11 protein-coding genes are annotated in these 14,776 nt (G+C 68.2%); 5 read left to right on the forward strand and 6 right to left on the reverse strand.

Annotated elements, in window-relative coordinates; translation table 11 throughout:
* Nucleotides 1–50 precede the first annotated feature (50 nt).
* The 6 genes from ACIRQP_RS07500 to ACIRQP_RS07525 form a co-directional block, all read right to left on the reverse strand.
* On the reverse strand, nucleotides 51–980 hold the full coding sequence (locus ACIRQP_RS07500; protein ID WP_403884881.1) for a M48 family metalloprotease: 930 nt from the start codon (nucleotides 978–980) through the stop codon (nucleotides 51–53).
* A 279-nt stretch (nucleotides 981–1,259) separates the two neighbouring features.
* A complete protein-coding gene (locus ACIRQP_RS07505) occupies nucleotides 1,260–1,385 on the reverse strand; it encodes a hypothetical protein (protein ID WP_403884884.1) in 126 nt (41 codons plus the stop codon).
* A complete protein-coding gene (locus tag ACIRQP_RS07510) occupies nucleotides 1,382–2,806 on the reverse strand; it encodes a hypothetical protein (RefSeq protein WP_403884887.1) in 1,425 nt (474 codons plus the stop codon). The genes ACIRQP_RS07505 and ACIRQP_RS07510 overlap by 4 nt, the downstream gene beginning before the upstream one ends.
* 55 nt (nucleotides 2,807–2,861) lie before the next feature.
* The gene (locus ACIRQP_RS07515) at nucleotides 2,862–5,072 is read right to left on the reverse strand and encodes a hypothetical protein (protein WP_403884889.1); all 2,211 of its coding nucleotides are present in this window, start codon (nucleotides 5,070–5,072) and stop codon (nucleotides 2,862–2,864) included.
* On the reverse strand, nucleotides 5,069–5,911 hold the full coding sequence (locus tag ACIRQP_RS07520; RefSeq protein WP_403884892.1) for a hypothetical protein: 843 nt from the start codon (nucleotides 5,909–5,911) through the stop codon (nucleotides 5,069–5,071). The genes ACIRQP_RS07515 and ACIRQP_RS07520 overlap by 4 nt, the downstream gene beginning before the upstream one ends.
* A gap of 146 nt (nucleotides 5,912–6,057) precedes the next feature.
* Entirely contained in the window at nucleotides 6,058–6,822 is a 765-nt protein-coding gene (locus ACIRQP_RS07525) for a Crp/Fnr family transcriptional regulator (RefSeq protein ID WP_403884895.1), read from the reverse strand.
* A gap of 369 nt (nucleotides 6,823–7,191) precedes the next feature.
* Between ACIRQP_RS07525 and rpsL the strand changes: the two genes are divergently transcribed.
* The 5 genes from rpsL to ACIRQP_RS07550 all read left to right on the forward strand — a co-directional run bounded on the left by rpsL (nucleotide 7,192) and on the right by ACIRQP_RS07550 (nucleotide 14,247).
* Nucleotides 7,192–7,563: a 30S ribosomal protein S12 gene (gene rpsL / locus ACIRQP_RS07530; RefSeq protein ID WP_003948652.1), complete on the forward strand. Its 372-nt coding sequence runs from the start codon at nucleotides 7,192–7,194 to the stop codon at nucleotides 7,561–7,563.
* Nucleotides 7,564–7,565: 2 nt separating this feature from the next.
* Complete coding sequence (rpsG, locus tag ACIRQP_RS07535; protein WP_030351427.1) at nucleotides 7,566–8,036, forward strand: 30S ribosomal protein S7; 471 nt, start codon at nucleotides 7,566–7,568, stop codon at nucleotides 8,034–8,036.
* Between the two features lie 38 nt (nucleotides 8,037–8,074).
* Complete coding sequence (fusA, locus tag ACIRQP_RS07540) at nucleotides 8,075–10,201, forward strand: elongation factor G (RefSeq protein WP_403884898.1); 2,127 nt, start codon at nucleotides 8,075–8,077, stop codon at nucleotides 10,199–10,201.
* A gap of 160 nt (nucleotides 10,202–10,361) precedes the next feature.
* Nucleotides 10,362–11,555 carry an elongation factor Tu gene (gene tuf / locus ACIRQP_RS07545; RefSeq protein ID WP_129770864.1) on the forward strand — a complete coding sequence of 398 codons (1,194 nt, stop codon included), beginning with the start codon at nucleotides 10,362–10,364 and terminating at the stop codon, nucleotides 11,553–11,555.
* Between the two features lie 235 nt (nucleotides 11,556–11,790).
* Nucleotides 11,791–14,247 (forward strand): GH92 family glycosyl hydrolase, encoded by a 2,457-nt coding sequence (locus ACIRQP_RS07550; RefSeq protein ID WP_403884901.1) that lies wholly within the window; start codon nucleotides 11,791–11,793, stop codon nucleotides 14,245–14,247.
* Nucleotides 14,248–14,776: the final 529 nt, after the last annotated feature.

Raw genomic sequence — 14,776 nt, forward strand, 5'->3', positions numbered from 1 at the left:
GTTGTTCTGAAGGGCGGTCCCCTCGGCGGGGGCCGCCCTTCGGCGTTTTCTCAGCCCCGCGGCTGGATGTAGGGCTGAAGCCGGTACAGCCGCGTCGGGTAGTCAGGGTGCGTGGCGAGCAGCCGGGCCAGGACTCCCGGCTCGGCAGGCGCTTTCCCGGCGGCCGCCGCGGCGTGGAGCCGCGCCTGGGTCTCCGAGTGGTGCATGGTGTGCAGGACCTGCGCGAGCATCGGAGCGAAACCGAGCGCTGCGGCGTGCTGGTCCGCCCGCAGTTCGGCGCGGCGCCCGACGGCGGCCATGAGATAGGGGACGACGAGGAGCGCCAGCGGCAGCCCGTACAGTACGGTGACCGTGGCGAGCGTGAAGACGGCGATCACCAACACCAGGACACCGGCGGCCAGGCAGGACACATACCCGGCGAACGTGACCGCGAAGACGACTGCCCTGCGGACGACCTGCCACGCGAGTCGGCTGGGGAGTGAGTACCAGTGGCCCAGCAGGGAGGACCAGGCGTGTCCTCCGGTGTGGTGGCCGAGTTCATGGGCGAGTACGGCGGCGAGCTGCGCGCTCGGCAACCGCTCCAGGGCGAACCGGGTGACGCCGACTATGTGCCCTGCCGCGGCGTAGGCGTTGAGGTGCTGGCTGTCCTCGATCCACAGCTCGTACTGCCGGCCGTCGACCCCTGCTCGTGCGGTCACCTCCCGCCATACCGGAGCGAGGCGGGCGGTCTCGTGGGGCAGCGGGCGTTGGAACCGCAGCAGATACCGTGCGAAGAAGTCCTCGGCCGGGCGGTGGAAGACAAGGGCGCCCGAGGCCAGCCAGATCAACGTAGGTACCCAGTGGGGGATTCCGAGCCAGGGCTCAAGGATGTTGGTCAGCATCAGGACCACCAGCAGGCTCATCAGAAAGCCGGGAAGATGGAGTGCCAGCCGCCCGAGGGAGGTGGCGTCGGCGCCGCGCTGGCGGGCGGTGAAGTGCACCCGGTTGCCCGGAGCGTTCTGATAGTCCAGGTCGTGTGGGGCAGTCCGGGGGTGGGGCGGGGCCGGGGCGGGGGGCTCGTACGGGGCCGGCTGCCCCGGGTGCGGCGGGGGAGCGGGAGACTGCACAGATGCGGGGCCGGCCTGGGGGTACCGCGGTGGCGTGCCAGGGGCGCCGGGACCGGCCGATGGCTGGGCCTGGCCGCCCGGTAGGGCGGTGGCTCGGGCGTGGCACCTGGGTAGGGTGGCTGGGACATGGTCATCCTTCGCGATGTGGTGGCGTCAGCCGATGAGCGGCGCGGCGGGGAGCAGGCCTGTGCCGGTGCACCGGGTGGTCGTGCTGTCGGCGCGGGCGATCTCGGACCGCGAACCGGTGAGGAGAGGCGCCGCGACATCGGCACCGGTCACCCGGCCTCGGTCTCGGGACCATTGACGTGCCGGCTCTTGGCGCTCTCGGTGTCCTGAGTGCTGGCGGGCGGCTGATGCGCGGGGGGTTCCGGCGGGACAGATGCGCTTCCGTAGCCCGGTGGTGGCCGCCAGCCCGTGAAGGCTCCGGGGGTGTCCACCGGGGGCGCGGGCGCGGCGGGTGAGACGTTGGGCACGGCATCCCGCACACGCGGCTGAGGCGGTTGCGGGGGGAGTGGCGGTTCGGCGGGGACCTGGTCCTGTGGGGCAGGAGACGGGGGCACGGAAGGAGAGGCACCCTGCACGGCCGGGGCGGGGACGGTCGGCTGTGGCGGGGCGGACTCCTGCGCCACTCCGGGGAGCCGTTGATTGAGGATGTCACTCATGGTGCGCAGGGCCAACTGCTTGGGCCCTTCCAGTTCGTAGCTCTCCGCGCCGTCGCCGCCAAGGAGCTGGGCGACGAGTTCCATCTGGGACTGGATCAACCGGAGCTGGTCCTCGCGCATGCTGTTCATCACGAGCCGGGAGTCCTCGGGGTGTTGGGCGAGATGCAGCGCCCATCCGTGCACCCCGCCCTGTTGCAGATGCCACTGGTAGAAATCGATCTTCTCCGCCTCGATCTTCTGCAGTTCGAGCTGCTGGCGCCCCTGTGCCATGGCCAGGTCGTGCTGCCACCGCTGTTGTTGCAGTACGAGCTCTTGCTGTTGGCGTCCGTAATCCAGGGCGCGGCCCACCTGGAGGGAGTCCTGCTGCCTCGTGCGCCTGTCCAGCTCGGAGTCGTACTCCATACCGCGCCGTTCGGTATGGATCTGCTCGGTGGAGGCATGGTCGATCGCCTGGAGACGTAGCTGGTGGTCAATGTTCTCCTGGTCGCCACGCAGCCGTACGGTCCAGGAAGCCCGGAGACCGGCGGTGGAGCCGAGGGGGCCACGCGCGGACAGGGCCCGCAGCACCTCCTGTTCTGCTTCCGCGCTCCGGGATATGGGGAAGCGGCGGGTGACCGGCCTGGCTGCCTGCTCCAACTCGCTCAGCAGGAGGCGCGGTACGTCCCGGTGACCGCTCTCCACGAAGTGCGCGGGGTCGGTCACCTGCCAGGACATTTCGGCGGTGACTCGGAATTCGAAGGCGTCGTTGTCGCTGGGCAACCTGATCTCGGCCTGGACGGGATGGACGCCCATGTCCACCTCGTACACGGCGGAGTACCGCTTGGCGGCGGCCTGGCCCCGGCTCGGCCGCAGTGGAGGCAGATATGTGTTGTACTCCCCTCTGGGCGTGGAGAAGACTAAGGCGTGGTCGATGCGGGTGAGCTGCTTGCGGGTGAACTCGAATCGTGAAAGCTGCCGTACGGTGAGGACCGGGTCGATCAGTTGGGTGTGCCGGTCGGCCGGTTGCTCCCACTCGGGTGGACGGCGGAAGTCGGGCATGGCGCGATTCTCCTCGGGAGGACTTGACGGGTTCCCGGCCGAAGCCGGAGCGGTCTCAGCGGCGCGGCAGGACGGACAGCAGGCGGTCTGCCACGGGCGGCGGAGAGGCGCCGTCCTCGCCGGGCATGGTGCGCAGCAGATGGGCGAGCCGCTGGCGTTCCGTGGCTGAGGTGACAAGTTCGGCCAGCAGCGCGGCGAGCGCCCACTCGGTCGCGGAATCGCGGCTCGCCGCCAGCACCCAGTGGCGTAGCACGTCGAGCGCGCGTTGTGTGTGGAGGCGGTCTCCCAGCGCGGCTCGCCACATTTCGACGATGCCCCGGGCGGCTGGTGCCTGGCCGGGCTCTTGAGCGGCGGCTTGCGCGTACCAGTCGAGGATGAGCGGACGCCCATACGGTTCGTCGTCCTTCGTCTGGTTACAGGCGCTGAGGAAGCCGTTCAGGGCTAGATCGAAGACGGGACGGTCGTCGTGCAAAGTCCTGAGTAGTTCGGAAAGGACCTGCTCAGCGGCGTCGGAGAGGAGCAGGAGTTCGACCGAAGCGGCGAGTTCGACCGTCAGCACCTCGTCGGGGTCTTCCTGCTTCTGCTGGTGGCGCGCGGCGCGGCGCAGTGCGGCCAGGGCCTCCTCCGGGCGCTCGGGGCCGATCAGACCGTGGGCACGGATGGACACCCAGCACAGCCCTTGATCCTCGCTCAGGCACCAGGCGTCTAGGATGCGCGGCACATTCCGGGTGCCGAGGAGGTGAGTGAGTGCCAGGGAGTTGACGGCGACGAGGCGCTGCCGGAATCGGCCGGATGTGGCCCATGGCTCGATGATCAGAGCCATCGCGGACGGCAGATCGGTATAGGCGAGAACGGCGACGGTCGAGGCCGCCCGGGTCCGTACGAGTGGTCGGCCGTCCTCGGCCAACTGTCGCAGCCAGCGGACCAACGCGGCGCGAGCGGAGGGATGTCCCGTCCACACCTCGCGCAGCAGCACGAGTGAGGCACGATCGTCGAGGTAGGCGGCCTTGAGCTGGGTGACCGGTCCCCATTCGGTGTGCTCTTCCTCTTCGTACCGGGTGGCGCGAGCGAGCTGGAGGCGTTTGCCGATGTGCGTACCGAAGACGGGGACCGTGGGTGGCTGGGCGGGGTTTTCGGTCTTCTGGAGGAAGGCGTACAGCAAGTCGCTCAGCTCGGCCGTCAGCGCGTAGGGCCCGCCGTCGAAGGCAGCCAGCGCGACGAGGAACGCTTTGTCGCGCAGATGAGAAGATGCCTCGTCCTCCTCGAACCACTCTTGCACCTGGCTTTCGAGAGCGGCCAGCGAGAAGTGTCCGATACGTTGCTCGTCGGTCTGCCCCGCTGAGTACCGCGCGAGGACCTTGGCGTATTCGGCGGCTTCGCGTAGCTGATGGCTGCGGCCGAGGAATTCGGTCACCGACGGTAGATCCAGGAGTTCGCGAGTGGTCCCGGTCTCTGTCAGTACCCGTAGGTGCGCCTCCAGCACGGCTCTGGCGGTGGGAGGTCGCCACTCGGCCTCGTGGATGTCCTCCAGTGAGGCTGTGGGGCTCACAGTGATCACCAGATACCCGTCGTCCTTGGCGAGCCGGTCCCGGGCAGCGAGGATGTGAGCCTCCCGCAGTGGTCGGCCGCGGCGCGTGATCAGGTCGCAAAGCACATAGCCGCGGGCGCGGTGCTGCTCCTGCGGGGCGTCTTCCTGCCCGTCGTCAATGAGCTGGTCAGCCAGTCCGGTCGGGGACGTCTCGCGGTCGAGCGCGCGTACGGGGGAAGCCCCGAGGCGGTGAAGCAGCATGAGGGCGGCGGTGCGCCGACCGGTGAAGTGCGGGCCGGAGAGCACCAGGATGCGTTCGGCGCGCAGCCGCTCGGCCAGGGTGTCGAAGCTGGTTCCCTCGGAGACGAAGTGCGCGGCCAGCCGTTCCAGCGTCGCCTGGGGCACCTCGCCGGACGAGTGGGCCGCCGCCGAGCCGCCGAAGTGGTAGATCTCCGTCTTGCTGCCCATGATGACGTCTCCGGAGATCTGTCCTCCGCTGACGCCGTGCTGGGAGCCGCCGACGAGACCGCCGCTGAACCGGGCCCCGGATCCGACCCTCATGCTCCTGGGGCTGTGATCGATCAGGTCCCGCCTGGCCGACCAGGCGTCTTGCGGCTGGTCGGGCTCCTCGGAGCCGTCGTCGCTGTCCGGGGACTGCTGGGTGTCGTCCTCGTCGGCGTAGTCGTCGGCGGGTCCCGACTGCTGCGGCCCGCCTGTCTCCGTCTCGGCCGTGCTCATCCGTGCTCACCGTGGTCGGTGGTGCTGCCCATGATCACGTCTCCGGTGACCTGGCCACCGGAGACGCCGTGTTGATCTCCGGCGACAAGACCGCCGCCGAAGTGCACGGTGGCACCATTGTTGAAGTGGAATACCGGTCCGGTGCCCGAAGGGGCTTGAGGGGCGGGAGCGGCGCCCGGCCGCGCGCCGCTCGTATCCGTCGGGCTATGGGCTTGGCCTTGGTTCTCGGTGTGGTCACGGACCTGGCCCGGTTCGTTCCCCTCTGTCGTCGGCACCGGTCCGTGCAGCCACGCTTCCAGTGGCCCGTTCTTGCTGGTCACCTTGATGGCACGGAAATCCTCGGCAGGGATGCCGGGATGGTTGTGCCGCACGATCCCCGTGTACACCGACGGTGAGACGCAGAGCGCGAAGTCGTCCGTACGCTCCCGTAACGCGGCGCGCAGCGTCTCGCCGTCGAGCAGCCGGCAAGCACGGTTGAGGTCCGACCCGACCCATCCCTCGTGCTCGTCGATCGCCACGTATCCCGTGGCCAGAACCGCCCGCAGTCGTATCTGGGCGGAACTGGACGCCATCCGGTTCACCGTCCGTAGCTGGGCGGGCACATGGGTGAGCAGTGCGCGCAGCAGCGCTGTCAGGGAAGTGTTCGCGTCGATCAGCTCCATGACGGAGTCGCCACGGTCGGCGCGCAGCCGCCGCGTTTCGTCGATGTCCGCCGTCTCCAGAGCACGGTCGGTGATGTCGTAGAGCATGCGGCGCAGATACGCCTGTTCGACGTCGTCCCGTTCGCTGAATTTCTCGATGTCGAGAAGAAGAATGGTGCGGCTGACTGGGTCGGTCATGACTGCCTTTCGCCGGGATGCGGTGCTGGTGTCGCGCCGGTGAAGAGCATGGCGACGACGAGCGCCCAGGAGTGAGGGCGGATGACGCATTCGAAGTGTGACCGTGTGCACAGAGTTACCCGTGGGGGCGGTGTGGCCACACAGCGTCATGAGGCAGGGTCTGGAGTGTCGACCGGAGCCGACGACACGGCCTCTGGATAAGCGGGGCTCTCCGCTCGCGCGATCCGTCGCAGGACGTCCGGTCGTACGATCACCAGCGCGCGCCGTCCTGTGGCCACGGCCTTGCGGTCCCGCAGCTCCTTGAGCAGCCGCTGCACCATTTCCCTGGACGCCCCTACCGAGCCGGCCAGCTCCTGTTTGCTCAGCGGCACAGCGAGTTCGATGCCCTCGTCAGTACGGCGGCCATGGGTGCGGGCAAGATCCAGGAGCAGTACGGCGAACCGTTCCCGGACGCTCATCGAGGCGAATTCCAGACGCCGCCGGTCGGCGGCACGCGTCCGATCCGCAGTGAGCCCGAGCAGCTTGAACGAGACTGCGGGCGAGTGGGCGAGGAACTCCCTGAAACGCTCGTGTTCGACGGCCGTGGCTTGCAGCGGCGCCAGCGCGGTCACTGTCGCCGCGCGCGGACGTCCGGTGAGCGCGGCGGATTCGCCGACGATGTCGCCGGGGCCGCGCAGCGCGAGCAGCGCCTCATAGCCGTTGGCCGCGACGGCGGTCACCTTGGTCCACCCGTGCAGGATCAGCAGAACGTGGGAGGACGGCTCGTGCTGGTGCAGCAGCGGCGCGCGTGGCGCGAAAGTCAGTGTGTGGCCGAGAGCGAGCAGCGCCGCGCGGTCCGCGCTCTCCAGCCGGGCGAGGAAGGGCACCCGGTCATCGAGCCCCTCACCGCCTGGCACGTATGGTGCGGTCATGGTGTCCCCGTTCGCCCACCGGTCGTCGCCGGCTCGGATCAATTTACTGAGAACGCGGATCGGGCAGACTTGAACGGTGGTACTGCCTCCCGTCGCCCGCCGTTCACCGGGGGGACGTCCGGCGTGTCGGGGGGCCCGGCATTTGTTTTGACCGGAGTCCATGAGGTAGGTACGCTCAGACCTTGTGCCTGGGGTGTGCCTGGGCTCCTGTGCGTGTCCTCAACCGCACGCGAGCTTGAGCACCGGCCACCGTAATCTGCCCCCTCCTCGCCCTCCGGCGAGGCTATGCAGTATTCGACACACCCGACCGCGTGGGTCGGAGGTGTTCCAGGTTAGTTTCACTAACGGCACACAGAAACCGGAGAAGTAGTGCCTACGATCCAGCAGCTGGTCCGGAAGGGCCGGCAGGACAAGGTCGAGAAGAACAAGACGCCCGCACTTGAGGGTTCCCCTCAGCGCCGCGGCGTCTGCACGCGTGTCTTCACGACCACCCCGAAGAAGCCGAACTCGGCCCTCCGGAAGGTCGCGCGTGTGCGTCTGACCTCCGGCATCGAGGTCACGGCCTACATTCCGGGTGAGGGACACAACCTGCAGGAGCACTCCATCGTGCTCGTGCGTGGTGGCCGTGTGAAGGACCTGCCGGGTGTTCGCTACAAGATCATCCGCGGCTCCCTTGACACCCAGGGCGTCAAGAACCGCAAGCAGGCCCGCAGCCGCTACGGCGCCAAGAAGGAGAAGTAAGAATGCCTCGTAAGGGCCCCGCCCCGAAGCGCCCGGTCATCATCGACCCGGTCTACGGTTCTCCTCTTGTCACGTCGCTGATCAACAAGCTTCTGCTCAACGGCAAGCGTTCCACTGCCGAGCGGATCGTGTACGGCGCCATGGAAGGCCTCCGCGAGAAGACCGGCAACGACCCGGTCATCACGCTGAAGCGCGCGCTTGAGAACGTCAAGCCCACGCTTGAGGTCAAGTCCCGCCGTGTCGGTGGCGCCACCTACCAGGTGCCGATCGAGGTCAAGCCCGGTCGCGCCGCCACCCTCGCTCTGCGCTGGGTCGTGGGTTACTCCCGCGCCCGTCGCGAGAAGACCATGACCGAACGCCTCATGAACGAGCTGCTCGACGCCTCCAACGGCCTCGGCGCCTCGGTCAAGAAGCGTGAGGACACGCACAAGATGGCCGAGTCCAACAAGGCCTTCGCGCACTACCGCTGGTAGTCGCTCCCCACATCGAGACCGAGAGAAGATTGAGCCTTATGGCCACCACTTCGCTTGACCTGGCCAAGGTCCGCAATATCGGGATCATGGCCCACATCGACGCGGGCAAGACGACGACCACCGAGCGCATCCTGTTCTACACCGGTGTGAGCTACAAGATCGGTGAGGTCCACGACGGCGCTGCCACGATGGACTGGATGGAGCAGGAGCAGGAGCGCGGCATCACCATCACGTCCGCCGCGACGACCTGCCACTGGCCGCTCGACGACGTCGACCACACCATCAACATCATCGACACCCCGGGTCACGTGGACTTCACGGTCGAGGTGGAGCGTTCGCTCCGCGTCCTCGACGGTGCCGTCACCGTGTTCGACGGTGTCGCCGGTGTGGAGCCGCAGTCCGAGACCGTATGGCGCCAGGCCGACCGCTACGGCGTGCCGCGCATCTGCTTCGTCAACAAGCTCGACCGGACCGGCGCGGAGTTCCACCGCTGCGTCGACATGATCGAGGACCGCCTTGGCGCGGTCCCCATCGTCATGCAGCTGCCGATCGGCACCGAGATGGACTTCACGGGCGTCGTCGACCTCGTGACGATGAAGGCCTTTGTCTGGTCCGCCGAGGCGACCAAGGGCGAGATGTACGACGTCGTCGACATCCCGGCCACGCACGTCGAGGCGGCCGAGGAGTGGCGCGGCAAGCTGCTCGAAACCGTCTCCGAGAACGACGACGAGCTGATGGAGCTGTACCTGGAGGGCACCGAGCCCACCGTGGAGCAGCTGTACGCGGCGATCCGCCGTATCACCATCGCCTCCGGCAAGTCCGCCGGCACCACCGTCACCCCGGTGTTCTGCGGTACCGCGTTCAAGAACAAGGGCGTTCAGCCCCTGCTCGACGCGGTCGTGCGCTACCTGCCGACCCCGCTCGACGTCGAGGCCATCGAGGGCCACGACGTGAAGGACCCCGAGCTGGTCGTCAAGCGCAAGCCCTCCGTCGACGAGCCGCTGTCCGCGCTGGCCTTCAAGATCATGAGGGACCCGCACCTGGGCAAGCTCACCTTCATCCGGGTGTACTCCGGCCTTCTGGAGTCCGGCACCGCGGTGCTGAACTCAGTGAAGGGCCGCAAGGAGCGCATCGGCAAGATCTACCGTATGCACGCGAACAAGCGTGAGGAGATCGAGTCGGCGGGCGCCGGAGACATCGTCGCCGTCATGGGCCTGAAGCAGACCACCACCGGTGAGACGCTGTGCGACGACAAGAACCAGGTGATCCTGGAGTCCATGGACTTCCCGGCCCCGGTCATCGAGGTCGCGATCGAGCCCAAGTCCAAGGGCGACCAGGAGAAGCTGGGTGTAGCCATCCAGAGTCTCGCGGAGGAGGACCCCTCCTTCCAGGTGCACAGCAACGAGGAGACCGGCCAGACCGTCATCGGCGGTATGGGCGAGCTTCACCTCGAGGTGCTGGTCGACCGCATGCGCCGCGAGTTCAAGGTCGAGGCGAACGTCGGCAAGCCGCAGGTCGCCTACCGTGAGACGATCCGTAAGACCGTCGAGCGTGTGGACTACACCCACAAGAAGCAGACCGGTGGCACCGGGCAGTTCGCCAAGGTGCAGATCATGATCGAGCCCATCGAGAGTGGCGACACCTCGTACGAGTTCGTGAACAAGGTCACCGGTGGCCGTATCCCGAAGGAGTACATCCCTTCGGTGGACGCCGGCGCGCAGGAGGCCATGCAGTTCGGCATCCTCGCGGGCTACGAGATGACCGGCGTGCGCCTGACGCTGCTCGACGGTGGTTACCACGAGGTCGACTCCTCCGAGCTGGCCTTCAAGATCGCCGGTTCGCAGGCGTTCAAGGAAGCCGCCCGCAAGGCGTCTCCCGTACTCCTTGAGCCGATGATGTCCGTCGAGGTCACCACGCCCGAGGACTACATGGGCGATGTGATCGGCGACATCAACTCCCGCCGTGGACAGATCCAGTCCATGGAGGACCGGTCCAACGCCAAGGTCATCAAGGGCCTGGTACCGCTGTCGGAGATGTTCGGCTACGTCGGAGACCTCCGCAGCAAGACCTCGGGTCGCGCAAGCTACTCGATGCAGTTCGACTCCTACGCCGAGGTTCCCCGGAACGTCGCCGAGGAGATCATCGCGAAGGCCAAGGGCGAGTAACTCTTCCGAGTCCACGCTTTAGGCTTGTCACCGGCAAGTCCCGGGGCAGTTCCGCCGGATCCACCGGATCATGACGGGGCCGCCCCGGGGGCCGGCATCCCAGCAAAGATCACCTGGCGCCGATGAGTAAGGCGTACAGAACCACTCCAGGAGGACCCCAGTGGCGAAGGCGAAGTTCGAGCGGACTAAGCCGCACGTCAACATCGGCACCATCGGTCACATCGACCACGGTAAGACGACCCTCACGGCCGCCATTACCAAGGTGCTGCATGACGCGTACCCGGACCTGAACGAGGCCTCGGCCTTCGACCAGATCGACAAGGCTCCCGAGGAGCGCCAGCGCGGTATCACCATCTCCATCGCGCACGTCGAGTACCAGACGGAGTCGCGTCACTACGCGCACGTCGACTGCCCGGGTCACGCGGACTACATCAAGAACATGATCACGGGTGCGGCGCAGATGGACGGCGCCATCCTCGTGGTCGCCGCCACCGACGGCCCGATGCCGCAGACCAAGGAGCACGTGCTCCTGGCCCGCCAGGTCGGCGTTCCGTACATCGTTGTCGCCCTGAACAAGGCCGACATGGTGGACGACGAGGAGATCCTCGAGCTCGTCGAGCTCGAGGTCCGCGAGCTGCTCTCCGAGTACGAGTTCCCGGGCGACGACCTGCCGGTCGTCAAGGTCTCGGCGCTCAAGGCCCTTGAGGGCGACGCCGAGTGGGGCAAGACCGTTCTCGACCTGATGAAGGCCGTTGACGAGTCCATCCCGCAGCCCGAGCGCGACGTCGACAAGCCGTTCCTGATGCCGATCGAGGACGTCTTCACGATCACCGGTCGTGGCACGGTCGTCACCGGTCGTATCGAGCGTGGTGTCCTGAAGGTCAACGAGACCGTCGACATCGTCGGTATCAAGACCGAGAAGACCACCACCACGGTCACCGGCATCGAGATGTTCCGCAAGCTGCTCGACGAGGGCCAGGCCGGTGAGAACGTCGGTCTGCTCCTCCGTGGCATCAAGCGCGAGGACGTCGAGCGCGGCCAGGTCATCATCAAGCCGGGTTCGGTCACGCCGCACACCAGCTTCGAGGCCCAGGCCTACATCCTGTCGAAGGACGAGGGTGGCCGTCACACCCCGTTCTTCAACAACTACCGCCCGCAGTTCTACTTCCGTACCACGGACGTGACCGGCGTGGTGACCCTCCCCGAGGGCACCGAGATGGTCATGCCGGGCGACAACACCGTCATGACGGTCGAGCTGATCCAGCCCGTCGCCATGGAGGAGGGCCTCAAGTTCGCCATCCGTGAGGGTGGCCGGACCGTCGGCGCCGGCCAGGTCACCAAGATCAACAAGTAATCGCTGATCTGACCTGGTAGCTCCTCGGAGCTTCAGCAGGGGCCCCGCATCTCGTCCGCAAGGACGGGGCGCGGGGCCCTGTGCTTCCGCCGCGGTCCCTGCCGCGCCAACTCAGGCCGGTTCACGCAACCTTCACCGGCTGTGCTTCCCGCCGGATGACACCGGACCGCCCAACGCTCCTAAGGTCACAGCCGTCTCAATGGACGTGGCTACACAGGAAAGGGCGTGGTTCGCGATGGAAGCGTTCCGGAAGAGGCGGAGACGAAGGAGCCGATCGGCGCTGTTCGGCGGGGGTGTGGTCGCGGCTCTGGCCGGGCTCGTCGCGTCCCTCGCCGTCGGTACCACCGCCGACGCGGCGTCGTCCGCCGAGACGGTGCGGCACCCCGTGGGGTACGTCGATCCGCTCATCGGGTCCGCCAACGGCGGTAACACCTACCCCGGCGCCAATCTGCCGTTCGGGATGATCGCCTGGTCCCCGACCAGCACCGCCGGCGATCAGACCAATAGCGCCGCGGCCAATGGCTACTCGTACAACACGACGCGCCTGCGCGGCTTCAGCCTGACCCATGTCAATGGCGCGGGCTGCCATCCGGGGGCCGCGGGGGACGTGCCGATCATGCCGTTCGTCGGTGAGGTCGACACCTCGCCGTCCGCCGACACCAAGGACGCGAAGTACGCCGCGGACTTCTCGCACGCCAACGAGAAGGCCGAGCCCGGCCGTTACCGGGTGGGGCTGGACTCGGGGTCCGTCACCGATCTCGCGGTCAGCGAGCGGGCCGGTGTCGCCGACTTCACCTTCCCCGCCGACAAGCCCGCCAACCTGCTCTTCCGGGTCTCCAACTCCCTCAACGGCAGCGAGGACGCGCACATCGCCATCGACGAGAAGGCGCGCAAGGTCACCGGGTGGGTGGAGACCGGGGCGTTCTGCGGACGGCGTGCCAATGGCGGTGAGAACAACCGCACCAGCTACTACCGCCTCTACTTCACCGCCTCCTTCGACCGCGCCTTCTCCGGTGTCGGTACCTGGCAGAACGACCGGCTGTCCGCCGGTTCCACCACGGCCGACGGCGGCGAGGGGTACGCCACCGGCGCGGACCGGGCCGGCCGGGGATCCGGTGGGTACGTCGGCTTCGACACGGCGCGTGACAACGATGTCCGGATGCGGCTCGGTATCTCGTACGTCTCCCTCGCCGGAGCCGAGGCCAATCTGCGCGGGGAGATAGCGCCCCGCGCGAGCGTGGACGACGTGGCGGCCGCCGGGCGGGCGGCCTGGGACCGGAAGCTGCGCGGCGTTCGGATCGGCGGCGGCAGCGAGGCGCAGCGCACCACCTTCTACACCGCCCTCTATCACTCGCTTCAGCAGCCCAACCTGATCAGCGACCGTGACGGCCGCTACCCCGGTATGGACCGCGTCACACGGCGCGTGGAGCGCGGACAGGGGGCGCAGTACAGCAACTTCTCGGGCTGGGACCAGTACCGCGCACAGGTACAGCTGCTCGCCCTGCTCGAACCACGGGTCGCCGGTGACTTCGCCCAGTCGCTGTTCAACTTCGCCAAGCAGAACGACGGGGTCTGGGACCGCTGGGTGCACATCAGCGGCGCGACGCATGTGATGACGGGCGACCCGACGGCCGCGACGCTGGCAACCTTCTATGCCATGGGCGTACGGAACTTCGACGCCGAGGGCGCCTTCGACTCCCTCTACCGTCAGGCCACGGTCCCGCACCCGGACGGGCTCTCCGACGCGGGCTGCCCCGGCCAGTGCGAGGGGCAGCGGCCCAATCTGGCCCAGTACCTCGACTCGCACTACGCCGCGCAGGACGCCTGCCACTGCTGGGGCGGCGCCGCCGAGACCCTGGAGGACTCCGTCGCCGACGCCGCGCTCGCCCAGTGGGCCGGGCAGCTCGGCCGCGACCGGGAGTACCGGGAGCTGAGCGAGCGGGGCGGCTACTGGAAGAACGTATTCAACCCGCGGGCCACCGACGGCGCGGGCTACATCCAGGCCAGGAACCTGGACGGTACGTGGGTCACCCCCTTCGACCCCGCCTCCGACCGGGGCTTCGCCCAGGGCAGCGCCGCCACATACACCTGGATGGTGCCGCAGGACGTCCAGGGCCTGGCCGACGCCATGGGCGGCCGGGACACCGCGGCGGCCCGGCTGGACGGCTTCTTCCACAAGCCCGACGGCTCCTGGTCGGTCCGCGGCGGTGACGCGCTGCGCTACGACCCCACCAACGAGCCCGGCATCCACGCCCCGTGGCTGTACAACGCGCTCGGGCAGCCCTGGAAGACCCAGGAGACCGTCCGCGAGATCGTCGACACGGTGTACGGGACCGGTCCTTCGGGGCTTCCGGGCAATGACGACCTCGGCACGATGTCGGCGTGGTACGTGTTCGCCGCGCTCGGTATCTACCCGCAGGCCCCCGGCAGCGCCGACCTGCTGCTGACCGGTCCGCTGTTCCCGCGCGCGGTGATCGCGGGGACGGGGGAGCGCCGCGCCATCACGATCACCGCCCCGGCGGCGTCCGACGCGAACCTGTACGTGGACTCCGTGGAGATCAACGGCGAGCGGCGGAACGCCTCGTGGGCCGGCGGCTCACTCGTACGGTCCGGCGGTTCGCTCTCCTTCGCGCTGAGGGATCAGCCCAACACGGGCTGGGCCACCGCGCCCGGCGGACTGCCCCGTCCGTAGCGACAGCGACAGAGGCAGGGGGCCGGGGCTCGTATGCCCCGGCCCCCTGCGTACGTCGTGGGCGTACGTCGTGGGCCGGTCGGTCCCGGTCCCGGCCCCGGGCGGAAAGCGGCGCGGCCGTACTCGTCACCCCATGCCGCCCCTGGGTCCGTCGATCGTCACCGTCTGTACGGGGTCGCCCTCGGTGCCGCTCCGAGCTCCCCTTTTCGGAGTCCCGGGCCGGTCCGCTGATTCAGCTGTCCCGGCGTGGGGTACCCTTTCCGGCCGCGATTGGCCAGGGCCAGGGCCCCTATGGCACACTGTTCAGGTTGCTCGGTTGAGTGCCGATGCTGCGCGCCTCCCGCCGGGAGGACCGGAAGCGAGTCCCACAGTACTCGTCGCCCCAACTGCCCCTCAGGGCAGCGCTGAGGCGGACGTACGGGAATCTTCCGGGAAGCGTGAGCGGGGCTCCGGCCAGGCGCCCGGTGGCTAATCGCGATATCGCGGCCCGGCCCCGGCTCGCGGTCGTACGACCGCACCCCTTGGCAGG

It is taken from the genome of Streptomyces sp. NPDC102274, from assembly GCF_044766385.1.
GTDB lineage: Bacteria > Actinomycetota > Actinomycetes > Streptomycetales > Streptomycetaceae > Streptomyces.

Bases quoted from the DNA above. Each gene is read 5' to 3' on its own strand.
- ACIRQP_RS07510 (WP_403884887.1), bottom strand. From the start codon at position 2,806: ATGCCCGACTTCCGCCGTCCACCCGAGTGGGAGCAACCGGCCGACCGG.
- ACIRQP_RS07525 (WP_403884895.1), bottom strand. From the start codon at position 6,822: ATGACCGCACCATACGTGCCAGGCGGTGAGGGGCTCGATGACCGGGTG.
- rpsG (WP_030351427.1), top strand. From the start codon at position 7,566: ATGCCTCGTAAGGGCCCCGCCCCGAAGCGCCCGGTCATCATCGACCCG.
- ACIRQP_RS07515 (WP_403884889.1), bottom strand. From the start codon at position 5,072: ATGAGCACGGCCGAGACGGAGACAGGCGGGCCGCAGCAGTCGGGACCC.
- ACIRQP_RS07550 (WP_403884901.1), top strand. From the start codon at position 11,791: ATGGAAGCGTTCCGGAAGAGGCGGAGACGAAGGAGCCGATCGGCGCTG.
- ACIRQP_RS07520 (WP_403884892.1), bottom strand. From the start codon at position 5,911: ATGACCGACCCAGTCAGCCGCACCATTCTTCTTCTCGACATCGAGAAA.
- fusA (WP_403884898.1), top strand. From the start codon at position 8,075: ATGGCCACCACTTCGCTTGACCTGGCCAAGGTCCGCAATATCGGGATC.